We start from the raw sequence: 24,405 nt of genomic DNA on the forward strand, positions 1-24,405 counted from the left end.
TATACGGTGGTGTTCGCCGAAATTTTACAATTGAGGAGCCTCCTTAGAATGTCAGCTCCCGAATCTTGTCCATGTACGAGCGGCTCACGCGGACTACGTCGCCGTTTTGCAGAATAACGTCGTAGCTGGATGGGTACTTCTGGATTTCGCGGACGTAATGGAGGTTTACGATGTCGGAGCGATGCACCCGCAGGAAGTGCTGCGGATTGAGTTTGGCTTCAAGGGCGCTGATGCCGTAGTTGCTCAAATGCCGTCCCGCGGCAGTCACCAGTGTGGCATAATCCCCCTCGGCTTCGATGCGCAGAATATCGGCTACCGCCACCGCCACGAGCCGGTTGCCGGTCTGCACCAGAATTTTTTCGGGGTAGCGGTCCGCCGATGCGGCCGTAGCCGTAGTGAGCAAGCTCTCGGCCAATGGCTGAATTTTCTGGAGATTACCCGTTCGGGAATCGGTCACGCGTTGTACGGCCTGCGCAAAACGGTCGCGGGTATAGGGCTTGAGTAGGTAATCGACGGCATGAACCTCGAAAGCCTGTAAGGCATACTGATCGTAGGCGGTGGAAAAAATAATCTGCGGAATTTCCTCAATGTGTTTCAGTACGTCGAAGCCGGTGAGCCCTGGCATCTGTACATCCAGAAAAATCAGGTCGGGTCTGAATTCATTGATGAGCCGCACGGCATCGACACCATTGTTGGCTTCGCCAACGACAATGAGCGAAGGATAGGCTTCGAGGTATTGCCGGATAAGTAGACGCCCGGCGGCTTCGTCGTCAATAATGATAACTTTCTGCATGGATTATTCAATCATAAAGAAACCGAGAGTTTTGCGAAGTACACAAAGATATTTCAAACCAAAGCAGGCGCTTTGTCTTCTTCTAAAGTCTCTGTTTCTATGGGCTTGACGGGTATGGAAAACTGTACCCGAACACCATGCGGGTTGTTGGGAACGACGGTTAGTTCGCTGCCATACATTTTGGATAGACGCATACGCGTATTGGCCAGTCCTACACCCATGCCATCGGCGCTTGAGCCGTTCAATCCTACTCCCGTGTCTGCTATTTCTACGGATAGCTGGCCATTTTGGTGTTGGATACTAATCTGTATTTCGCCACCCTCAATGAGCGATGCAATCCCGTGTCGAACCGAATTTTCGACTAACGGTTGCAGCAACATAGGTGGTATAGGGCTGTCGAGTACGTTGTCGGCAATGTCGAAGCGAATCCGTAATCGATCGCCAAAACGTGCCTTTTCGAGATCTAAATACTTCTTAACGAAGGCGACTTCATCACGTACGGATACTACGTCTGATTTGGAGGCTTGAAGCTGGTAACGGAACAAATCAGCCAGTTCGGCGAGCAGCTCACGGGTTCGTTCCTGCGCTGGGGGCACACTGGCGCTGATGGTGTTGAAGACGTTATACAGAAAATGCGGATTCAGTTGCGCTTTCAGGGCCGACAGTTCACTTTTCAGGGCCAGTTCGCGTAGTTGAACTTCGCGGATGCGCTGTTGCTGAAGGTCGCGGTAGTAAGCGTAGGCGTGAAAGATGCCGAATTGAACCAGATAAAACAGGGAGCCGATGTAGGTATCCCAAACTTGACCACTGTCGCGCAGCCGCCCAATACGAACCGCATCGGAGATGGCGTAGTACATCCCCTGCCAAATGATGATGAACAGGGGCAGCAGAATGATGTGTAACAGAACCCGCCGGGTTAGCGATACGTGCCGCAGTCGGATAAACAGCAGGTGCCAGACCGGGGCTGTGACGAGCAGCTTCAGGCCGTAATCGAGCAAAATGCGCGGAATTTCGTCCGCAAAATCAGCTAACAAAGATCGCTCCGACCACGGCCGCTGACTGACAGACAGGGCGCCGTCGTAAAGCAGCGCAGCCAGCAGATACAGCCCGAGCACCAGCGCCAGTTGCCGGTAAGTGATGCCCCAGAAAACCGTTCGATTCCAGTTCATAGCTTGCTGATAATACAGTGTGTATCACAAACCTAGAAAACTCACTCAACTTATATCGTTATTTTCCGACGAATTGACAAATACGTCGCCGAATGACAGGCGGTTCAGTTCGGCGACGTTTCGGGCGGTTCACCGATTGCGGCTGGTAAGCGGCAAAGCAGCCTGGTAGTTTTGGCTCATCAATCAGCCAAAACTATGCAAAAGCTCTTCGTTCTCTACCTGTTGGCCACCTCACCGGCCGTGCTTGCCCAAACCGGTACGCTTAGTGGTACGGCAGTCAGCACCTCTCAAAAAGTTATTCCTTTCGCGACCGCCACGCTGAGGCTGGCCACCGATTCCTCACTGGTTAAAGCTGCCGTAGCCGATGCCGCCGGGTCCTTCACGTTTGCGGGCGTACGGGCTGGTACGTATCGGGTCGGCCTGACAAATGTTGGGTATTCGCCCTGGGTATCGGAACGCATCACGCTGACCGACGGACAGACCATATCGTTGCCCCCGGCTGTGCTGACTGAGTCGACCCAGTCGTTGAGCGGAGTGACAGTAAAGGCAACCAAACCGCTGGTGGAAGTGCAGGCCGATAAGTTAGTGCTGAACGTAGAGAGCAGTATTACGTCGGCGGGTAGTTCGGCGATTGAACTATTACAAAAAGCGCCGGGTGTGCAGATTGATCAGAACGACAACATCATTCTGCAAGGCAAAAATGGTGTTCGGGTATTCATCGACGGTAAGCCTTCGCCCCTGGGGCCTACTGATTTAGCCGCTTACCTGCGCTCGCTGCAAGCTACAGATATCGAAGCGATTGAAGTAATAACCCAGCCGTCGGCTCGTTTCGATGCTCAAGGCAACGCTGGTATTATTAATATCAGACTGAAACGCAACCGCAACGGCGGATCGAAAAATTTCGGTACGAACGGTAGCGCAACGCTGGGATTTGCCCAAGGGGCGTACTATCCGAAGTACAACGGCTCTCTATCGCTGAACAATCGTACCCAAAAGGTCAATCTGTTTGCAACCTACAGTCTACGCAATGCTCGCGACTGGTCATTTATCCAGCTGTACCGCCAGCAGAACGGACAGTACTTCGATCAGCGTAGTGAAACCCGCGCCGAATCAAACAGTCACAATGCGCGAGTCGGAGCCGACTGGTTTGTCAATAAATGGAGCACACTTGGTATGCTACTCGATGGTAACCTGCGCGACGGCACCTTCAGCACGTTAGGGCGTACGCCCATCGGTTTGCTGAGTGAGAGAACCTCAACGCCCGACAGGTTGCTGATCGCCAACAACCGGAGTACAAGTAACCGGGCCAACGGCAATGCCAACCTGAACTACCGATTTGTCGATACGTCAGGACATGAACTGTCTATCGATGCTGACCTGGGACGGTTTCGCTCGACGGGTAATAACTATCAGCCCAACCAGTACCTGAACCCGGTCACGAACGAGCTGCTGTCGGAACGTAATTACCAGATGAACACCCTAACTAACATTACGCTGCGTACGCTAAAAGTTGACTATACACAGCGGTTCTGGGGCGGTAAACTCAGTGCTGGTTTCAAACTGTCGTCAGTCCGGACTGATAACACATTCAATTTCTTCGACATTCTGAATGGACGAAATATATTAAACTCCGATCGCACAAACTGGTTTGTGTACACTGAAATGGTTAACGCAGGCTATATGTCATTCGAGAAAAGCCGGGGTAAATGGCAGTATCAGGCCGGGCTGCGCGTTGAACAAACGAGGTCACTGGGCGAACTGACCAGTCTGGTCATGCAGGCTGACAGTCGTGTCGAACGGACGTATATAAACGCATTCCCAAGCGCTGGATTAACCTATGACTACAATCAGGGCAACAAATTTTCGCTCAGCTACAGCCGCCGAATCGACCGGCCGACGTATCAGAGCCTGAACCCGTTTGAGTCAAAATTGGATGAACTCACCTATCAAAAAGGAAACGCTTTCCTACGCCCTCAGTATACGAATACCGTTCGACTATCACATACGTATAAGTATAAGCTGACGACATCACTGAGCTACAGCGACACGCAGGATTTCTTCACCGAAATCACCGATACCACCGAACGAAACCGGAACTACATCACCACCCGAAACCTCGCCAACCAACGCGTGTTGTCGCTCGATATCAGTTATCCGTTTGCTATCGCTAAATGGTGGAACATATTCCTTAACGTCAGCGCCTATCGGTCAGCTAACCGGGCCAATTTCGGCGAGGGTAAAGTAGTCGGACTCACGGCCAATGTGTTGAGTCTGTACGCACAGCATACCGTTACGTTGCCCGGTGCGTGGCGGCTCGAAGTGTCGGGATTCTATACCTCACCTTCTATCTGGGGGGGTACGTTCCGAAATCAACGATTCTGGGGCAGCACCATCGGGTTACAGCGCAAAGTTTTGGCCGAGCGAGGCAGCGTAGTGTTAACTGTGACCGACCCTTTTAACAGCCAGCAATGGCGGGGCGTTAGTCAGTTTGGCGGCCTGCTCATGGATGCTAGTGGCGGATGGGAAAGTCGGCAGGTGCGGCTCAACTTCACCTACAACTTTGGCAGCAAACAAGTTAAAGCCGCCCGCCAACGTAAGACCGGATTAGACGATGAAAGCAAACGACTCTAGCACCTCCGTAACCCTCAGCAAACGTATTAGACGTAACACAATCACTCTATGAGAAATGCGATCAGTTTGCTCCTAGCCGGACTTCTATTGTTCGCGTGGACACGTAGCCACGGTCAGCCAGCGGTTCCGACAACTGAGCAGCAACGTATTGAGAACTTAATCGGAACCTGGGAGATAGACTTACGTCCTTCTCCTGATGCACCGGCCTACATTAAGGAATTTACAGTCGCTGGGCTATCGGCCGATTCGCTGCGGGGCGTTTTCTATGGCACTCGGTTTACCAACGGTAGAGTCAATGCGAACTGGGATAAGCTATACTTTGCCTTTACAACTGCTGATGGTTCGGGTACCTACTATACCAGTGGGTACCTGAGCGAAGGTAAGTTGTCTGGGATGACGTATGCTCAGGGGAGAGGGTTCATCATGCCTTGGTTCAGTGTGAGAAAGAAATAAGCCGGTTCATAAACAATCCACGTCTGCCACGATGCTAACCTGCCGCAGGCCTTTGTCGGTCAGGATATCGTTGATACGTTCCTGGATGTACGCTTTAACGGCTTTAACGTTTACCTTGTCGCGTTCTATTTTCACGAGGATGTCGAACAGAAACTGGTTGCGAATCCGTTCGACCAGGGGTTCCTCGGGGCCAAGGACGCGGCTGCTGCCGAGTGCATCCGTCAATTCGGCCGTAAGGCGTTCGGCAGCCTGGTGGCTGATGGTTTTGTCGGGGTGGCGAACGGTTAGTTTGATCAGTCGACAGAATGGAGGGTAATTGAAATTTTGCCGTTCCTGAATTTCTTCCTCGTATAAACCTTTGTAATCGTTCTCAATGATTTTTTGCAGAATGGATTGCTGCGGATTGTTGGTTTGAATCAGGACGGTCCCTTGCCGACCTGCTCGCCGACCCGCCCGGCCGCTTACCTGGGTCAGCATTTGAAACGAGCGTTCGGTAGCCCGGAAATCCGGAAAATGGATCAGGCGATCGGCATCGAAAATTCCTACCAAGCTCACATTATCAAAGTCCAGCCCTTTGGTGATCATCTGGGTGCCGACGAGCATATCGACTTGTCCACCTTCAAACTCCTGAATGATTTGCTGGTAGGCGTTCTTCGCGCGCGTTGTGTCCAGATCCATGCGCAGTACCCGCGACTGAGGAAAGAAAATCTGAAGCTGATCTTCCAGCTTTTCAGTACCAAAGCCAATGGTACGTACTTTCGTAGAACCACAGGTTGGGCACACCCGTGGTACAGCTTCTTTGTGGCCACAGTAGTGACAGCGTAGTTCAGCATCGCGCTGATGATACGTTAAACTAACTGCACAGTTGTCGCACTCGGCCGTCCAGTCGCAATCTTCGCACTGCATGTAGGGTGAATAACCCCGCCGGTTCTGGAACAGAATGCTCTGCTCTTTGCGCTCCAGATTCATCTCCAGGGCGTTGATCAGCGCCGACGAAAACTCACTGCGCATGGTTTTCTGCCTCTTTTCCTGCTTAGTATCGACCAACAGAATACGAGGTAGGGTGGCCTCGCCGAAACGCTGGAAAAGCTCAACTAAACCGTAACGCCCCTGTTGGGCCTGGTAATACGTTTCCAGCGAAGGCGTTGCTGAACCTAACACCACTTTGGCCTGTTGCCAGTGCGCCAGCATCATGGCTACGTCGCGGGCGTGGTAGCGGGGAGCCGGATCGTGCTGTTTATACGACGTTTCGTGCTCTTCGTCGACGATGACCAGACCTAAGTTATCAAAGGGAAGAAACACCGATGAGCGCACGCCAATCACAAACTGGTACTGCCCCGACACGACGCCTTTCCAGACTTCGACCCGCTCGTTGTCCGAAAACTTTGAATGGTAGATACCCATCTTGTCGCCAAACACCCGCTGTAGGCGAACAACGATCTGCGTCGTGAGCGCAATTTCGGGCAAGAGATACAGCACCTGCGAGCCACCCGCCAGCGCCTGCTGGATCAGGTCGATATAGACTTCGGTTTTGCCGCTGCCCGTGATGCCATGCAGCAGGACGATGTTCTGGCGTTCGAACTGCGCCATGATCTGCTGCGAAGCTGCTCGTTGCGCATCGGTTAGTTTTATTTCAACCTGGGTACCTGAGTTGGTGTCCGAAAACCGGGGCTGAATCACCTCAAACGTCTCGAAAACCTGGTTTTTGATTAAGGTTGTCAGCGAGGACTGCGAAATCTCGTCGTCCTGGTTCAGGATTGTTTTGTCGAGGCCTTTCTGGTTCAGGGCTGAATTGATCTGAACCGGCACGTGGCGCAGGTAGCGCATGACGACTTCCTGCTGTTTGGGCAGCTTTTCGAGCCGCTTCAGCAGTACCAGAAGCTGTTCTTTCTCTTCGTAATTCGGGTGCAGCCGAACTTTGCGCACCATTTTGGGAATGTACTTCTCTTTAACCTCTTCAAAAACGATGACTGCTTTCTTGCCGACCAGCGACTTGATGAGTGCCGGTACGTTACTGCCTTCCCCCGCCAGTCGACCCAGTTCTTCGTACGATAAAGCAGGATGTTTTTTTAACTCGTTGAGCAAGGTTTTCTCGAACGAAGTGAGCAGTTCGGGATAATCGAAATCAGGGTTGAACTGAACTTTCGACTGGCTGGAAATTTTAAGACCCGATGGCAGCGCTACGTTCATGACGTCGCCGATGCAGCACATATAATATTCAGCCATCCAGCGGAATAACTCGAGCTGATAACTGTTTACGAGCGGATATTCATCCAGCACTTCGGAAATGTAACGAGCCTGGTAGGCGCTGGGCGGGGAGTTGTGGAGCCGGGCAACCACCGCCGTCATCACGCGGCCGTTATTCTTGCCAAAGGGGACAATAACCCTGGCACCAATTTTGAGCGTGTCGGCCATTCCGCGTGGCACCCGATACGTAAAAAACTTAGGGACCGGGATCGGCAGAATCAGATCGGCAAAGAAAGTTATTTCCTCAGCGTCAATTGACGAAAACAACGTATTGTATAGGTTTTCCACGGAGTCCACAAGCCAGCCAGTAAATATACAGCTATTTCGGCCCCAGACTGGCAAGAATTTTGTCTGCGATGCTGATGCTCGTTTAAGTCTACTGAATTGAATAATAAGTAAATCTACCTATTTTCTAGAATTGAAAACTTAGCCGAGCAATCGTGTTATCCGGCTTTATAAACCGGGTAAATAAAATCCTCAAATGAACAGCCTCGTTTATGAAACAAATTTACTGGTTAAGGACTGGCCTCCTCACGGCCCAGTTCATGGCCCTGCTATTTGCCTGGGTCAACTATCCTCATGCGCACGCCCAATTAAATGGCGCTGTGTTTCTCGATTACGACTTAAATAGCCTCCATTCAGGTACATCGCCCACCGGGCCAGCTACAACAGAAATCACAGGTTTAGCCTTTGTCGACCCTGACGAAATTTCGCTCACAACTGTAACTAACGACAGGGGAAATTACTCATTAGCCAATCGTGACGCACCCGTGGAGAATCCTCTTTGCATTAAGTCCCTGAATCTGCCAATGGAGGACTATACTGGACCCTATAGTAGCAACAGCAGCACCAGTATTCAGCTAATAAAAGCACCGGTGTTCGATGTCAGCGTTGGCCTAAAATATCCATTTGACAATAGCCTGGGCGTTTACTCCTGTCCAGAACTAATCAGCGACGAAGACACGATTTTGGCTTGCTCAGGCCAGAAAATTTTTCCACTGGGGGTTAGGGGGCTTCAACTCAATCCAGAAGACTCCGTGCGGTTCGTCGTCTTTACCAGCCCGCAGTCCGGCACGGCCATGTATGGTCCTGGAGGGGTAGTGATTGGTACAGTAAAGCCCAACGCTAACAATAGGGCCGAATTGCCTAACCCTAATGTGAACACAACGAACAATAGTTCATCCGTAGCTACGAGGTACATCTACGCGATCATCTACCCGACTCCTCAAAGCCCCGACTGCCGACCTGCCTACGAAACCATGCTGCTGATTAAGCCGCCGGTAGCTGCTTCGGCAACAGGTGGTCTACTAAACTGCGCTGTTACCCAGGTAAACTTGCCCGGAAGCGCTCATAATGCCGCCGGAGATACAGTGACCAGCAATGTCATTTACAGTTGGCGCGGACCAGACGGCTTCACGACTGCTGAGCAAAATCCTATAGTTTCGGTAGCAGGCACCTATACCTTAACCGTTACGACGCTGTCGTGTCTGGGGCAGCGAAGTTCAGCGCTGGCCGTAGTTACCGCCGATACCGCCCGACCAGACCTGATCGCTTTGGGGAGTGGATTGCCCTGTGCAAGCTGTACCAGCACCTTGTATGCCGAAGCGCCGGAAGCAACGTTACGTTGGAACGGACCGGGCGGCTTCACCAGTACCGTAGCTGAGCCGGAAGTAAGCATACCCGGTACGTATACGGTGACGGCCACAGGTGCGAACGGTTGTCAGGCAGATGTAACCGTTGAGTTATTGCCAGTCGATCAGGAGCCGTGCTTACCCATTACCGCTTTGGCTGTGGGAGGTACGGTAAGCTGCGCCGTTGCTCAGGTCAGTTTACAGGCCGAGGCCCGCAACCCCGATGGGGCCGTGCTGACCAGCAATCTTATATACAACTGGCGTGGACCCAACGGATTCACCAGTGCGGAACAAAATCCGGTGGTGTCGGCAGCGGGCTCGTATAGCCTAACAATTAGTCTCGTTGATTGCCCGGATATGCTTGCAACCGCTCTCGCTGTTGTTGCGGCCGATACTGCCCGTCCTGAACTTATCGCCTATGGAGGAGCTTTGCCCTGCCGGGGCGCGGGGTGTACGAGTACCGTTTACGCGGAGGCTCCGGGTGTTGGTTTGCTCTGGAATGGGCCTGGTAGTTTCACCAGCACCGAGGTTGAGCCAGTGGTGACGCTGCCTGGTGAGTACACTATAACCGCTACTGGAACCAACGGGTGTGAGATTAGCCAGACGGTAGAGGTATTGCCCGCCGATCAGGACCCTTGCGCCGACTCGAGAATCCACTGTGTGCCGTTTCTGGTGAAACTAACGAAAACAGTTCGGAGGTTCTAGCCGCCAGTTAACCGACATATCCAGAAGCGCTGTTGTCCCGACGGAAGCGTTTTTTACGTATCATTCTATCGGATCAACAGCGCTTCCAGGCGCTCACGGGTACATGGTTAATACGGTGTTAATATCCGTAATCGATAAGCCGTTACGTTGGATTGGAAAGGTTGTCCCATTCTTTCGGGTGATGGTTGGGAGGCCGTTTACCGAGAAATCATAGGAACCGTAGAGCATAATTGACCCAAAATCGAGTCCGCCGGGAGAGTCAAAGCCATCGAACCCACGGGCTGAATACGTATCGAAGTCACTTTCGTAGCCGGGCCGGACGTTCGCCATATTCACCGTTACGTAGGTATCCCGATCGGCCCGGGTATGTTCGTGCCAGAGCCCGACGGTGTGACCAATTTCATGGATGGTGTTCCCCGTTGTGCACCCATCGCCTAACGTAACGTATTGAAGTCCGCCCGAGTAACCAACGTTGGACGAACAGCCGTTTCCTTTCTTAAACAGCACGTAACCCCGCTGCGTGGTGCGCTGAACGAATCGAATGGGCGTATTCGCTTCCCAATGGGCAATGGCATTCAGCACACGGGCTTGATTGGGTAGGGTAGGGTCAATGCTATAATACACGATTTTGCCTGGCCAGCGGGAGGTTGATTTCGAGCGTCCCGTACCTTCTGTACTGACGTCGATCCGATCTTCTAAATCGTCGGGCGTAAGCAATATATCGCGTTCGAAAACAGCCTGCCCATTAATCAGGCGGTACTTAATTTTTTGCTTGTTCAAATAGGCCGTTTGCAGCGAACCGTGCTGATCGGGAAACGCTTCTTCGGCACGACTACCCTGAATGACCGGGCCTATGGCAGCCGTTCCGGATTCAGACTGGTCGGGGGAGCAGCTTAGTAAGCCAACCGTAGAGAGACAGACAAGGGCGGTAAAACCTGTAATTTTCATAGTTGAGTTGGTTGTTAATTAGGTGAATGTGAGTTGAGTAAACTAATCATGCGGGAAAACGCAGCAGGTAGTAAGTTGTTTAGGCCATAGGCAGTCCAGGGTGAGCTGTTTACTGAATTAATCGAGTAGTATAGTGGGCCGCCAAATAGCGCTAAATAAGGGCCTACGCTATACGGAGGGTGTATACGTACACAAATTTCGTCTGGATGTTCTCGAAATATATACTTTGGTAATATTTACTAAGTGGTGTTATATATACTTGTTTTATAGGTTATAAATGTTATGTAATAAGTCGATAAAAAAGGAATTTTATATACTTAATAATGACTTGATGAATTCACGGCAGCGGGACAAGATTCAGAACGTCATTGCAGCAGCCTGTGAATTTTTGCGACGGCCTCATCGTTCTTAACGTAGCTGGTATGTCTTTTTGAATGACTTGGTTTGGCAAGGCAAATAAGCCCTTATGAATGATTTAGGCAGTATGCAGGTAGTTGATGTACTTATAGTAGGCGGGGGACCTTGTGGCTTAGCCGCCGGTATTGAAGCGGTCAAATCTGGGCTGAGCCATTTGATCCTGGAAATGGGAAGTCTGACCGAATCGATCCGCCAGTATCCGCGCCGGATGCGGTTCTTCTCCACGGCCGAGAATATCGAGATCGGGGGTTTACCGTTTCCGATCTCAGGCGTGAAAGCGGGGCGTGATGAAGCGCTGCAGTACTACCGGAAAGCAGCCGCTTATTACAAACTCAATTTCAAGTTATTTCAGGAGGTTTGGGAAGTTAAGAAAGAAGAGGATGGCCTGTTTACCGTTCTGACCAAAGTCGGCGACCGGTATCGGGCGCGGAAGGTGATTATGGCTACCGGCTATTTCACCCGACCGCGCTGGCTCGGTATTCCGGGCGAAGACCTGCCGCACGTATCGCATTACTACGACGAACCGTTTAAGTATTCCTTTACAAATGTCGTAATTATCGGCGCGTCTAACTCGGCCGTGGAAGCGGCTTTGGAACTGTACCGGCACGACGTAACGATTACAGTTGTTCACCGGGGCGAAGACTTCAGAAGTACGGTAAAATACTGGCTGGTGCCCGACGTGAAGAACCGCGTTAAAGAAGGTAAAATTAAGACCGTATTTGACTCAGTCGTCACCCAGATCGACGAACAGAACGTAACGGTAAATAATCTGAAAACAGGCGAAGAATCGCAGATTCCGGCCGATTTCGTTTTTGTCTTAACCGGCTATATACCTGATGCCGACCTGTTACGTCGCTGCGGCATTGACCTCGATCCAACCACGCAGGTGCCGGTTTACAACAAAGAAACCTTCGAGACGAACATCCCGGGCTTGTACGTGTGCGGAACCGTATTAGCCGGCATTTACACCGAAAAAGTATTTATTGAAAATGGGCGCGAGCACGCTCAATCGATCATCGACCACATTATGGGCCGGGCGGTGCATAAAGTTGCCGACCTGATCCAGCGGATTTAACAGAAACAAACCGGGCAACGATACTGATCGTTGCCCGGTTTGCTTTACGCTTATAACGAGTGTCGCACGATGAGCCGAAACGGATTTTCGACGTGAATCGGGCAGTTGTCCCGAATCAGGCGCGCGGCCGTGCGACCCATCTCGGCAAAATCGGTCGACATAACGGTGATGCCATCCAGAATAACTTCCTTCACGGGCGTGTCATTGTACGACAGAATGCCCACGTCCTGACCCAGCTTCAGCGATGTTTGCTTGATTTTTTTCACCAGCGTTACCAGGTCATCTTCCATCAGATTAATGTACGCGTTTCCGGCTTCAATCGGCTCCTCGTCCGGGTTGTAGATGGTCCGGGCTTTGAAGTTGTGCGTGTGACAAAATGAGTAGAAGCCATTCAGAATAGCTTTTGGATGATAGGTTTGAGCCGGGAAAAGGATGTTCAGCGTATGGTATTTACGCAGCAGCGGCAAAGCTTCGGTCAGGGCAAATTCGATGTCGGCCTGAAAGTTTTGATACACCGCGGCATACGTCCCCGTAATTCCCTCGACAAACTTGTCTAAGATTACCAGCTTGTTTTTGGGTAAGGCGTTGATAATCGCGCGGGCTTTCTCTTCCTGATCAAAAAAATGGGGAATGATGACGTAATGCGTGTGCCCAGCGTTATCCTGATGAATCAGGCTGCTGAAGCGTTGAAAGTCATTGTTATACACATGAAAATCGATGGATACGTCTGGTCCGAGACTCTCAATCAGCGCATCGTAGATGATTTTCTTGTGCGTGCTGAGCTTATTGAACAGTAAAAAGACCTTAAGCTTATGACCAATGGGGGTATGGCAAACGTAGAAGCCTTTACCGTTTACCGATTCGATAATCCCGTTCGACTTGAGCAACCGATACGCTTTTTCGACCGTTCCGTGCGAGATGTCGAACTCGCCACTTACCTCATAAATAGAAGGCAGCTTATGGCCGGGCGAAATGTTTTGGTTCTCAATGCCATCAATGATTGAGTTATAAATCTGCCAGTATTTCGGAGTTTCCGAGCGACTATTTATTCGAATCTGGCTTAGTCGTACCGTAGTATTGTCAGCGTCGAGCGGGGTATATGCGTTCATTGGCAGCCTAAGGTAATGAATAGGACAATGAATATAGAGTAACAGCCTTGGCTATGGGTTACCATAGGAAGGTTACCGGCTATCAGTATTTACTTTTGTTATAAAACTTGTTTTCCGTCAAAATAACATTAAACAAATGCAACTTTCAGCGCCAAACCCAACTACCTTCAAGCATGTCAGCTACTTGTGGGACGAAGCCAAAGCGGCCGAGCTCGCCGGGGATGAAGTCGCTCTGCTGGTCTATCGTTCTAATCTGTTAGGAGCCGATCTTCGATTAACGAACTACGGGGGCGGCAATACGTCCTGCAAAGTTACGTCTCCTGACCCGCTGACGGGCCAGCCAACTGAAGTAATGTGGGTTAAGGGCTCAGGTGGCGACCTGGGTACCATGAAACGTAGTGGTTTGGCCGCTTTGTACATGGATCGTCTGAATAATCTCAAGAAAATTTATCGGGGATTAGCGTTTGAAGACGAAATGGTTGGGTTGTTCAACTATTGCATTTACGATCTGTCGTCGAAGGCCCCCTCCATCGATACGCCCCTCCACGCCTTTTTGCCGTATAAACACATCGACCACCTGCATCCCGATGCCGCTATTGCCATTGCGGCAGCCAAAGATGGTCAGGCCATTACGCAGGAGCTTTTCAACGGGCAGATTGGCTGGGTAGACTGGCAGCGGCCTGGTTTCGATCTGGGCTTGAAATTAGAGCAGTGCGTCCGCGAGAATCCGGGTATCCGGGGGATCATGCTGGGTTCGCACGGCTTGTTTACCTGGGGTGATACGGCTTATGACAGCTACATCAATACGTTAGAGGTGATCGAGAAATGCGCTGAATATCTCGAAAGTAACTACGGTAAAGATGGGAAGACGCCGTTCGGCGGTTCAGTGCTGCAATCGTTGGAACCGGCGGCCCGGCGCAGTCAGGCAGCTCTGCTGGCACCCGTATTGCGGGGCCTGTGTTCGTCGCAGACCCAGATGATCGGCCACTTTACCGACGATGAGCGCGTACTGGAGTTTATCAATTCCAGTGACCTGAGCCGACTAGCCCCGATGGGAACCAGCTGCCCCGATCACTTCCTGCGTACCAAAATTAGTCCGCTGGTGCTAGAGCTTGCCTCCGACGAAGATTTGTCGGATGCCGGCGCGTTGAAGGAAAAGCTGACCCCGGCTTTTGAAAGCTACCGGGCCATGTACCAGGAGTACTATGATACGTGCAAACACCCCAATAGCCCGGCCATCCGCGATCGCAATCCGGTGGTGTTGCTATACCCCGGTGTGGGCATGTTCACCTTCGCGAAAGACAAACAGACCGCCCGCGTAGCGGCCGAGTTTTACATCAACGCCATCAACGTAATGAAAGGGGCGGAGGCTATTTCGGAATATACCTCACTGCCCCGCCAGGAAGCGTTCGATATTGAATACTGGTTGCTGGAAGAAGCCAAGCTCCAGCGTATGCCGAAGCCAAAACCGCTTTCGGGTCGGGTTGCGCTCATAACGGGTAGTGCCGGAGGAATTGGTAAAGCGATTGCCAAACGGTTTGCCGATGAGGGAGCCTGCATCATTGTTACCGATAACGATGAGAGCCGACTCGCCGGAGCGAACGATGAATTTTGCAATCAGTACGGTAAAGACACGCATACTGACGTGCTGGTTGATGTTACCGAAGGCGATAGCATCCGGGCGGCTTATAAGGCGGCTTGTCTGGCCTTTGGCGGAGTCGATTTAGTGGTGAACTGCGCGGGTATCAGCATCTCGAAACCGCTGGAAGAGCATACCGAAAAAGACTGGGATCTGCTTTACGACATCCTTGTGAAAGGGCAGTTCATGGTCACTCAGGCTGGCGTAGACGTAATGCGCAAACAGGGCTTCGGGGGGGATGTGATCAACATTGTCAGCAAAAACGCGTTAGTATCGGGCCCGAACAACGCGGGATACGGCTCAGCTAAAGCGGCTCAACTCCACCTAAGCCGCTTAAATGCCGCTGAACTGGGAAAAGATCATATTCGGGTTAATGTCGTTAATCCCGATGCGGTTATCGCCGATTCCAAGATCTGGGCGGGTGCCTGGGCTGAAGGGCGGGCAAAAGCATACGGCGTATCGGTTGAAGAATTGCCTGGCTACTACGCGAAACGTACCCTGCTCGGCGAAGTGATTCTACCCGACGACATCGCGAATGCCTGCTTTGCACTCGTTGGCGGTCTGCTGAACAAGTCGACGGGCAACGTACTGAACGTAGATGGTGGCGTAGCCATGGCTTTCGTGCGGTAAAGATGGCCAGACGAGCATTCGCCATGCAGTTGTTCGAAGGGCAGGCCGCTGAATACCAACGGCGGCACGACGAACTATGGCCCGAACTTCAGGACCTGCTGAAACGAACGGGCATCAGTTCCTATTCGATCTTTCTGGACGAATCGACCCATACGCTCTTTGGCGTAATGGAGGCTGTTGACTTGGCGGCTTTGGACGGGTTACCTCAGGAGCCTGTGATGCAGCGCTGGTGGGCCTATATGCAGGACATTATGGCTACCAACCCCGACAACTCGCCGGTGAGCAAACCCTTGCGGGAAGTGTTTTATCTGCCCTAACCTATTGAGTTATGATTCTTGACCCTTTCCTCCTCGATCAGCATAATCAGCAGCGGCTGGAGCGTCACCGCAACCGGTTAGCGCCCTGGACTGGCGACGTAGCCAATGCTGAAGCAATCATCGATAAACTGATTGCCTTTCAAATTGCCATTCCCAGTTGGGCGCTCGGCACCGGCGGTACGCGCTTCGGTCGGTTTCCGGGCGGGGGCGAACCGCGTAGTCTGGAAGAAAAAATTGATGACGTCGGCTTACTACACACGCTGAATCAGGCCAGCGGAGCCATCTCGCTCCATATTCCGTGGGATATTCCGACGGATGCTGCGGCTATCCGACAACGGGCGGCCAGCTACGGACTCGCTTTTGATGCCGTTAATTCCAATACGTTCCAGGATCAGCCTGATCAGGAGCTTACATATAAATTCGGCTCGCTGCAACACGTCGATCCGGCCGTACGTCGGCAAGCGATTGAGCACAACATCGAGGTTATTCGGCACGGTGAGGCTCTGGGATCAAAGGCCATTACGGTCTGGTTATCTGACGGGTCGTGTTTCCCCGGTCAGTTGAACTTCCGCCAGGCGTTCCAGCGCACGCTCAGCAGTTTAGAGGAGATATATAGGGCTTTACCATTGGATTGGAAGATGTTTGTGGAATACAAAGCGTTTGAGCCTAACTTCTATTCCATGACCGTTGGCGACTGGGGCAGTAGTTACCTCTACGCCAGCAAACTCGGTCCACAGGCTTATACATTGGTTGATCTGGGCCATCACCTGCCGAATGCCAACATCGAACAGATTGTGGCCCTGCTGCTGATGGAGGAAAAGCTCGGCGGATTCCACTTCAACGATTCCAAGTATGGCGACGACGATCTGACGGCGGGCAGTATCAAACCCTACCAGCTTTTCCTGATTTTCAATGAACTGGTCGATGGGATGGACGCCCGGCAGATGAACCACGCGAGCGATCTAGGCTGGATGATCGACGCGAGTCATAACGTAAAAGATCCGCTCGAAGATCTGCTGCAAAGCGTAGAAGCCATTCAGATTGCCTACGCCCAGGCGTTACTGGTCGATCGGGCTGCCCTTGAAGAAGCCCGGTCACAGAACGACGTTGTACAGGCGCAGGAAATACTACAGGATGCCTTCCGGACCGATGTACGGCCCTTAGTGGCTGAAGCGCGGCTGCGGGCCGGTGGGGCGCTCGACCCCTTATCCCTGTTCCGGCAGACAGCCGTTCGGCGTAAACTCATTGATGAACGCGGGGCTAAAACCGTTGCGACAGGGCTATGACCGGACCTCTATGTGTCGTTTTCGACGTTGGCAAGACCAACAAGAAAGTACTGGTCTTCGATCAGCACTACCGGGTATTGCACGAAGACCAAACGCCGTTTGACGAAATTACGGATGACGACGGCTATCGCTGCGATGACCTGCCCCGTCTAACCCGCTGGGTACTTGATTCGTATCAGCAACTGACCACTCAGTACGGCTCCGCCATTCGGGCAGTGAACGTATCGGGGTATGGGGCCAGCCTGGTGCACTTGGGTGATGACGGTCAGCCGGTTACGCCTTTATACAACTACCTGCGCGACCTGCCTCGCGAGTTGCATGCTCAGTTCTTCGGACAATATGGCCCCGTCAGTGAATTTTGCGTCCAGACGGCTTCGCCTGATCTGGGCCTGCTAAATTCCGGCCTGCAACTGTACTGGCTGAAATACAGCAAACCAGACCTGTTGGCGTCGATTCGTCATTCGCTGCACCTGCCTCAATACGTAAGCTACGTACTAACGGGTCAGCCGGTTTCGGAGATAACCAGTGTCGGTTGCCATACGGCTTTATGGGATTTTACGCGCCAGGATTACCATCCCTGGACGCTCAGCGAAGAACTGTACAGCATTCGACAAACGCCCTTACAGCCCGATACTACTTTCGTAATTGGCGATGATGTGCAGGCCGGTATCGGCATTCATGATTCGTCGGCGGCTCTGGTTCCTTACCTGAAAGCTTTTGCCGCATCTGCTGACTTATCGCCGTTTGTTCTGTTATCGACCGGTACGTGGTCGGTCAGCATGAACCCCTTTAACGACGACCCCCTCACGCCCGATGAACTCGGTCAGGATTGCCTGTGCTACCTGAGTTACGAGGGGCGACAAGTTAAATCGTCGCGTTTGTTCGGTGGCAATGAACACGAGCGGCAGATTGAGCACCTGGCTGACTACTTTCAAACCGATATAAATTACTACCGGCAGGTTCGCTTCGACGCTGCACTGGTGCAGGCGTTACGGACTCGTTTCCAGCAACTCGCACCCGCGCAGACACATCTGACCCGACTCCGCGAAAGCCCGTTTGTTGAGCGTAACCTGAACGAATACGCTACGTATGAAGAAGCATATCATCAATTCATGCTCGATCTGGTCGCCCAGCAGGTAGCGTCGCTATCGCTGGCAATCGGACAAACACCCGTAAAAGCGCTCTTTGTGGACGGAGGATTTTCCCGAAACGACGTGTTCATGAACTTATTGGCTGAGGCTTATCCAGATCGTAGAGTTCAGGCCTCCCGCGTAGCGCAGGCATCGGCGCTGGGAGCCGCCCTGGTGATTCATGACCATTGGAATCAAACACCCTTCAATGCGTCCTGCATCAACCTGATCCCCTATGCAGTACAGGCAGTTGACGCTAGTACGTAGACAAACAGGACGTTAGCTGAATTTGAGGCTTAATAGAAAAAAAATAAAAAAATCTATAGGACAACTTCCTGTATATAATTATAGATAAACGTAAATCTAATTCCGTTACCTACTCGTAGGTACGAAGAATCAGTAACAATTCTTCGTACCTACCTGCTTATGGAATTACTACTACAATCACTTCAGTCTTATACAAACGCCCGGTTGGTTGTGCTACGTACCTTAGCTAATTCATCGTTATCCTGTCCGCATATAGCAGAAACTACAAATTTAACCATCAGTATGCTTCGCGGGCGTCAGCAGAATCCGGCGCTCTGGAAGCCGCACGAATTAGGGCAGTTAGCAGACGTACTCGGTTTTCCGAATCGGTTCGCCGACCATCTGAACACCATTTCAACCTATCTGGACGAGCTAAGCCCAGGCCAGTTTCAGCAAGTTCGACTGCTGACGAAACTAACCACCGCCCAGATCGCGTCACGTAAGAAGGATTACCGCTTATGGCAATATCCGGAGCTGGAGCGGCTATTGAATGGACTTCGCAAACTGGCCGAAGATGATCGTACGAACTGGGAACAAATTTCGCAAAGGAGTCGGGCTAAGCGGACCGGCAAAAACACGATAGATTTCGAGAGTAGATTACGTTCGGTCAGCCAATAACCTTAAACAAATACCACAGATTAGGCCTTTCACCGGGCCTTTTTGTTTTTAAAAGCTATCCCATTGAGCAGATGACTACGTATTGGAATTCCATGAAAAAAAGCGACGTATTGCTGGTAATCGGGAAACGTACGTCTTCTTGGTACAGCGACCCAAATCAGTAGCTAATAAACTTCGGCGGCCGATTCCGTTTAAAAAGATTCTGGTTGATGAACCGGGCTCAGCCGTTTTTACTCATAGTACCAAGTTCGGTTTGTGTAGTATGGTTAGTCAACGTTGGTTTGTTCAAATACTCGTAAGCTTATTCGTGTTCGTGGCTGCCGGGCCAGTATATGCCCAGGATACCGCTCAGGTGCAGACACCGTCGGGTCGACAAAGTATTCCCGATACGTTACTCTTTAAAATCCAAAAAGCGCAGTCGGTCATTACCGAAATCAAAACCGCTGAGAAGAGGGGTAATGGCGTAAACCGCATTCGTGCCGGATTGGCCGACGTAAAAGCGAACGTAGCGCCGGTTTTGTCGGACGTGCAGAATCATCGGCAAACCATTAGTACGAAAAACCTGGCCAACTATAATGCCATTCTGAACGATGCGCTCGTAAAGTTGACGACCTGGCGAACGGCTCTTTCGAAAGTAAACAACGACTTACAGAGCCGACTCGATCAGGTGCTGGCGTTAAGCGGTGATTCGCTGTTGACCGTAGCCAGCAACGACACAACGCAAAAGAAGCTTTACCGTGACCAATTGGTCAGTCTGAAACTTCAGTTGCAGCAGGCGGGTACGCGGACAAGTATTCAGCTCGATACAGTTAGCCGCCTGCTGGCCGATGTGTCGGGCACTTCGTTACGTATCAGTAACCTACAATCAGTTCTGAATGAGCAGCTCCAGAAATCGGCCGAGAATGCGTTTCAACGCGAGTCGCCGTATTTGTGGGATGCGCCGTTCTGGCCCAATCTGAACAATACGCAGGCAGGCGCCCAGTCAAGTTATCAGGGGCAGCAGAAGATTCTGAAGTATTTTTTTGCGTCGAGCTGGGACGACCGGTTTTTATTAATCCTGCTTACTGTTGGCTTCTTTGTTTGGGTTTTTAGAAACCTGAAAAGGACCCGAGAACCGGATTTAAGCCAGAAACTAGGCACGCTGACCGTCGACAACCTTCGTCCTCTTCCGATTGTTGCCTCGCTGATTTTTTTGCTGAATTTAGTGCCTCTCTTCGAGCCTGGGTCGCCGTCTCTGTACATAGAGCTTACGCAATTTCTGCTCTTATTGGTATTAACCGTTCACATCTGGAACCAGATCGCCAGGCCGGATTTACGATTATGGTTGCTGAATGGAGCATTGTACATTCTGCTTATTGTCACCAATACGCTGGTGAACGATTCCGCGTTTCTGCGGCTCTGGCTGATCGCTCTGAACATAGCCTTTTTGTATTTAGGCATGGTATATGCCCGACACCTGCATCACAAAACCATTAGTACGCGCATTATCCGGCCCGTTACCAAGCTGTATCTGGTATTGCACGGATTGGCTATTGTCTTGAACCTGTTTGGTCGGATTAGCCTGGCCAAAACGTTTAGTACCACGGCCGTGATCGCTTTAATTCAGATAACGGGTCTGGGCATATTTATCGAGATCGTTCTGGAAGCACTTGAATTACAGATCAAGCTAAGTGCCTGTTCGCAGGGGCTTTTCTCCCGTGTAAACGTCGACCATATTCGTCGTTCCGTTAAGAAAGGACTCGTTTTGCTGGCCGTTGGTCTGTGGTTACTGGTCTTTTTTATCAATCTGGGCATCGCCGACAGTATCTTTGGTTTTATCGCCGACATTCTTAACCGACCGCGAACGTTTGGTAGCGTTACGTTCAGTTTAAGCAATGTCCTGTCGTTTGCCATTATCATTTATCTGGCGAGTCTGCTCCAGAAAAATATCGGTTTATTTTTTGGGGAAAGTCAACTTCCGGAAGCCGGTGACCAGGTCGATCAGATCAGCTCCGTACTGGCCCTGATCCGGCTGGTAATTATCGTAGGCGGAGTGTTGCTGGCCGTAGTGGCCTCGGGAATCTCGATCGACAAGTTTACGGTCGTGCTGGGGGCACTCAGTGTGGGTATTGGCCTGGGGATGCAAACTATTGTCAGCAACTTTGTTTCAGGAATCATCTTGATCTTCGAAAAACCGTTTCGAATCGGTGACTATATCGAACTGGCCGATAAAAAAGGCAGAATACTGACGATTGGCATCCGTTCCAGCAAGATGCTTACGGGGCAAGGTTCAGAGGTCATCATCCCGAACGGCGATCTGTTATCCAATCGGCTGGTGAACTGGTCGTCTAACGCTACGTATCTAAAGTCGGAATTTACCTTAAAAGTGACGAGTGATGCAGATCTGGAAGCGGTCCGTGAAATCATTCAGAGCGAAGTAGATCGCCTGGATGATACGTTAACGTCTATGCCGCCGGAAGTAATTGTTACGGGTATAAGCGGGGATACAGTTGAGTTAAAAGTGCAGGTTTGGATAAAAAGCATTTATACGGAGGCTGTACTGAAAAGTAAGTTGTTGCAGCAATTGATAATAAGGTTTAAAGCTGCTGAAATCAAACTGGTTTAAGTAAGGCGTTTTATAGTGTTTGCCAGCAAATCAATAAATAATAACGTATGTTTATAGAGCCCACTCTTGGTTTTCTTTCTTGCAATCTGAGCCGCTGAGTTACCCATGTGCGTTTCGAAGACGAACAAGCTCAACAGTGTTTTCTCTGAATATAGATAACTCTTAACCGTGTTGACATACGCTATTTTATGAGTGCTTATAACGTATCACGACGTTCATTTTTGATGGCTTCGCTTGGCCTTCCGGTAGTTGCTGCTTTACCCGCTTTTACGCCAGCGTCGCTTACGGCCGGGCAGATCATAGACCGTATCAAAGCGAATGTGGGCGTACCCTGGCGTGAGCAAACCGTCGATAAGCTGATTGTTGGTAACGCTGACGTACCCATTAAAGGAGTTGCCTGTACGATGATGGCTACCCTGGACGCGCTCCAGCGGGCGGCCGCGAAGGGGTTGAACATGGTGATTACCCACGAGCCAACGTTCTATTCGCACCAGGACCGGATCGAGCCTATTCAGGACGATGCTCTTTACCAGCGCAAGCGGGATTTCATGCAGCAGCAGGGCATGGCCGTCTTTCACTTTCATGATCACTGGCACGCTCACAAACCCGACGGCATTGCTACCGGCATGATTCACGAGCTAGGCTGGGAGAAGAATAAAGACTCCGAAAACCCACGTCTGTTTACGTTTCCGGAGACAACGCTGGCCCGATTTGCGCAGGGCATGGCCTCCAAACTGAACATAAAGACCATGAGGGTTATTGGCGACCCACAGCTACCGGTCAAACGGGTGATGGCCAGTTGGGGTAACGTCAGCCTGATGCCGGGTGTTCCGTTTCTGGCGCAGGCGGACGTATTGGTCGTAGGAGAGACCCACGAATGGGAGTTAGTCGAGTATGTGCAGGACGCCATCACCTCGGGTCAGAAAAAAGCCCTGATCATCATGGGACATTTGCTATCTGAGCAAGCTGGTATGAAGCACTGCACCGAGTGGCTGAAAGGCTTTATTCCGGAAGTGCCTGTCGAGTTCGTTGCAGCACCCGAGCCTTACTGGCGTCCCGACCAGCCAGGTAAGTAGCGTTACTCTAAGAGCAGGGGACTTTACCACACAGTCCCTTGCTCTTTGTGTAGTTATGTCGATCAGTTAACTGACATTTCGGATGTATGGCAAATTCCGTTTCTATGGAAGGGTGTATCCATATTCGAAGAAATAGTCCGCGATCGGCATATTGTTCTTCGTGTAAGCGTAACGATTCAGTTCTGGCTTCTTTAACAAGTACATCAATTGCAGCCGAACTAAACGAATGAACTTACTCAGAAAACCGGTTCGGATGTAAGCTGCTTTTCCAGTAGTTAACAATAGCTTCTAACTGATTCTTCATCTGTTCTATACTGGATTGCTTCTCGAAAAATCCTTGTATTGTTAGCTCATATGCTTCTTCAACCATCTGCTTATAAACTGGATGGGTAAAAAAGATAAAGGGAACCGCTTTGCGCTTAAGTTCAGGATCAGCCTCAATCTCTCTACGTAGTTCTAAGCCGTTCATGACTTGCATACTAACCTCGGAGATGATTATGAAAGCGGGCTCTTTACTAGTTCTTAGGTAATCAATAGCCTGCTGGCCATTGTTAAAGAAAATGACTTGATTGTTCGGTGCTAGTCGTTCTAGTAAAGGTTTGAACATAAGTTGATCGTCTTGATCGTCATCAATAAAGATGATCGGGCCTCTAGGGTCTTCCACAAGTTTGCTCTTCTGTTAAGATTGTTTATTAAATTACAACTGTAAACAGGATGAAAAGGATTAGTTTTTCCGCAAATTATGCTGTGTATCTATTTCGGCCGACCTAGTTGGTTATCGTAATCAATCATATCAAAACAGTGTTTTCAGTATTCTAACTTACCAGCCAGTTCTGTTTCAACAAAGTGACAATCCTAGCCAATTCCTGTAGTGTAGGCGGTTTCGTAACAAAGCTGTTTGCTCCGAGCTCCAACGCGTGTTGACGATCCGTATCAACGTCAGAGGTGGTTAACATAATGACAGGTATGCGCTCATAATCTGAGTGGGCCCGAAGCCGCCGAAGTACATCAAAGCCATTCATTATCGGCATATTTAAGTCGAGCAATAATAAGGCAGGCATATCAACGGACTGTTCAAGAAGCTGAAACAACTCCTCTCCGCTTGACAAACATTGCAGAATAGTTTTGGGGCTTTGAGCTTGAAAGGCTTGTTTTACTAAAAACCTGTCGTCTTCGTCATCATCGACTAAGATGACCCAATGCTTACTCGGGTGGCTCATAAGGTAAGTTATCGACAGCTTAACAGTCGGTGAATGGTGAACGTTCGAGAAGCTTGCCTAAAGATAATAAAAGTTGACTTTGTAGATTAGAAGTAGTCGATTACAGATCGTCTGTCTGCCAGCAAGTAGACCAGTAGAGACTTAAATCCTCTATACACATCCCTAATACCGTCAGCAAAGTTTTGATACAAAGAGCCGAATAAATAAAATCAAGCTATTGAGCGAAAAGACGTTACGTTTTCTATCAAAAAAATACGGTTCAGTCCAGCCAACTGAATTTGACGGTCAAGGGTCGGGCAACGATTAGCCTATAGAAGACATGTTACCTTCCAGATAATCTTCTGGTCTCAACTACTTCGTTATAGCTTGACCCATAACGGTTTGACCAGATTCATTTGTT

18 protein-coding genes are annotated in these 24,405 nt (G+C 50.6%); 11 read left to right on the forward strand and 7 right to left on the reverse strand.

The annotated features are described in order from the left end of the window. Nucleotides 1-43: 43 nt before the first annotated feature. Complete coding sequence (locus tag ACYVIY_RS16440; RefSeq protein ID WP_460977464.1) at nt 44-793, reverse strand: LytR/AlgR family response regulator transcription factor; 750 nt, start codon at nt 791-793, stop codon at nt 44-46. Between the two features lie 53 nt (nt 794-846). Beyond that, nucleotides 847-1,962 (reverse strand): sensor histidine kinase, encoded by a 1,116-nt coding sequence (locus tag ACYVIY_RS16445; RefSeq protein WP_460977465.1) that lies wholly within the window; start codon nt 1,960-1,962, stop codon nt 847-849. A gap of 195 nt (nt 1,963-2,157) precedes the next feature. Here ACYVIY_RS16445 and ACYVIY_RS16450 point away from each other — a divergent pair, with 195 nt between their 5' ends. Both ACYVIY_RS16450 and ACYVIY_RS16455 read left to right on the forward strand, forming a co-directional pair. After that, on the forward strand, nt 2,158-4,593 hold the full coding sequence (locus tag ACYVIY_RS16450; protein WP_460977466.1) for an outer membrane beta-barrel protein: 2,436 nt from the start codon (nt 2,158-2,160) through the stop codon (nt 4,591-4,593). Between the two features lie 48 nt (nt 4,594-4,641). Then, nucleotides 4,642-5,046 carry a hypothetical protein gene (locus ACYVIY_RS16455; protein ID WP_460977467.1) on the forward strand — a complete coding sequence of 135 codons (405 nt, stop codon included), beginning with the start codon at nt 4,642-4,644 and terminating at the stop codon, nt 5,044-5,046. Between the two features lie 6 nt (nt 5,047-5,052). On the opposite strand, the gene priA is transcribed toward ACYVIY_RS16455, so the two are convergent. Then, entirely contained in the window at nt 5,053-7,581 is a 2,529-nt protein-coding gene (priA, locus tag ACYVIY_RS16460) for a replication restart helicase PriA (protein ID WP_460977468.1), read from the reverse strand. Nucleotides 7,582-7,790: 209 nt separating this feature from the next. Here priA and ACYVIY_RS16465 point away from each other — a divergent pair, with 209 nt between their 5' ends. Beyond that, nucleotides 7,791-9,629 carry a hypothetical protein gene (locus tag ACYVIY_RS16465; protein ID WP_460977469.1) on the forward strand — a complete coding sequence of 613 codons (1,839 nt, stop codon included), beginning with the start codon at nt 7,791-7,793 and terminating at the stop codon, nt 9,627-9,629. Nucleotides 9,630-9,722: 93 nt separating this feature from the next. Here ACYVIY_RS16465 and ACYVIY_RS16470 read toward each other — a convergent pair whose 3' ends face one another. After that, nucleotides 9,723-10,577 (reverse strand): M12 family metallopeptidase, encoded by an 855-nt coding sequence (locus ACYVIY_RS16470; protein ID WP_460977470.1) that lies wholly within the window; start codon nt 10,575-10,577, stop codon nt 9,723-9,725. A 484-nt stretch (nt 10,578-11,061) separates the two neighbouring features. On the opposite strand from ACYVIY_RS16470, the gene ACYVIY_RS16475 reads away from it, so the two are divergent. After that, nucleotides 11,062-12,069 carry a YpdA family putative bacillithiol disulfide reductase gene (locus ACYVIY_RS16475; RefSeq protein WP_460977516.1) on the forward strand — a complete coding sequence of 336 codons (1,008 nt, stop codon included), beginning with the start codon at nt 11,062-11,064 and terminating at the stop codon, nt 12,067-12,069. A 50-nt stretch (nt 12,070-12,119) separates the two neighbouring features. On the opposite strand, the gene ACYVIY_RS16480 is transcribed toward ACYVIY_RS16475, so the two are convergent. After that, the gene (locus tag ACYVIY_RS16480; protein WP_460977471.1) at nt 12,120-13,178 is read right to left on the reverse strand and encodes a GntR family transcriptional regulator; all 1,059 of its coding nucleotides are present in this window, start codon (nt 13,176-13,178) and stop codon (nt 12,120-12,122) included. Between the two features lie 136 nt (nt 13,179-13,314). Between ACYVIY_RS16480 and ACYVIY_RS16485 the strand changes: the two genes are divergently transcribed. The 7 genes from ACYVIY_RS16485 to ACYVIY_RS16515 all read left to right on the forward strand — a co-directional run bounded on the left by ACYVIY_RS16485 (nt 13,315) and on the right by ACYVIY_RS16515 (nt 22,785). Continuing rightward, nucleotides 13,315-15,447: a bifunctional aldolase/short-chain dehydrogenase gene (locus tag ACYVIY_RS16485; protein WP_460977472.1), complete on the forward strand. Its 2,133-nt coding sequence runs from the start codon at nt 13,315-13,317 to the stop codon at nt 15,445-15,447. A gap of 2 nt (nt 15,448-15,449) precedes the next feature. After that, nucleotides 15,450-15,764 carry an L-rhamnose mutarotase gene (gene rhaM / locus ACYVIY_RS16490; RefSeq protein ID WP_460977473.1) on the forward strand — a complete coding sequence of 105 codons (315 nt, stop codon included), beginning with the start codon at nt 15,450-15,452 and terminating at the stop codon, nt 15,762-15,764. Nucleotides 15,765-15,775: 11 nt separating this feature from the next. After that, nucleotides 15,776-17,050 carry a sugar isomerase gene (locus ACYVIY_RS16495; protein ID WP_460977474.1) on the forward strand — a complete coding sequence of 425 codons (1,275 nt, stop codon included), beginning with the start codon at nt 15,776-15,778 and terminating at the stop codon, nt 17,048-17,050. Beyond that, the gene (locus ACYVIY_RS16500) at nt 17,047-18,447 is read left to right on the forward strand and encodes an FGGY-family carbohydrate kinase (RefSeq protein ID WP_460977475.1); all 1,401 of its coding nucleotides are present in this window, start codon (nt 17,047-17,049) and stop codon (nt 18,445-18,447) included. Before ACYVIY_RS16495 ends, ACYVIY_RS16500 begins: the two co-directional genes overlap by 4 nt. Before the next feature lie 159 nt (nt 18,448-18,606). Continuing rightward, a complete protein-coding gene (locus tag ACYVIY_RS16505) occupies nt 18,607-19,104 on the forward strand; it encodes a hypothetical protein (RefSeq protein WP_460977477.1) in 498 nt (165 codons plus the stop codon). Between the two features lie 262 nt (nt 19,105-19,366). Beyond that, nucleotides 19,367-21,709: a mechanosensitive ion channel family protein gene (locus ACYVIY_RS16510; RefSeq protein WP_460977478.1), complete on the forward strand. Its 2,343-nt coding sequence runs from the start codon at nt 19,367-19,369 to the stop codon at nt 21,707-21,709. A 224-nt stretch (nt 21,710-21,933) separates the two neighbouring features. Next, nucleotides 21,934-22,785: a Nif3-like dinuclear metal center hexameric protein gene (locus ACYVIY_RS16515; protein WP_460977479.1), complete on the forward strand. Its 852-nt coding sequence runs from the start codon at nt 21,934-21,936 to the stop codon at nt 22,783-22,785. A 232-nt stretch (nt 22,786-23,017) separates the two neighbouring features. Here ACYVIY_RS16515 and ACYVIY_RS16520 read toward each other — a convergent pair whose 3' ends face one another. Together ACYVIY_RS16520 and ACYVIY_RS16525 are read right to left on the reverse strand one after the other, a co-directional pair. Further along, nucleotides 23,018-23,449 carry a response regulator gene (locus tag ACYVIY_RS16520; protein WP_460977480.1) on the reverse strand — a complete coding sequence of 144 codons (432 nt, stop codon included), beginning with the start codon at nt 23,447-23,449 and terminating at the stop codon, nt 23,018-23,020. A 151-nt stretch (nt 23,450-23,600) separates the two neighbouring features. After that, nucleotides 23,601-24,005 (reverse strand): response regulator, encoded by a 405-nt coding sequence (locus ACYVIY_RS16525; protein WP_460977481.1) that lies wholly within the window; start codon nt 24,003-24,005, stop codon nt 23,601-23,603. Between the last annotated feature and the right edge of the window lie 400 nt (nt 24,006-24,405).

This window comes from Spirosoma knui (assembly GCF_054780635.1).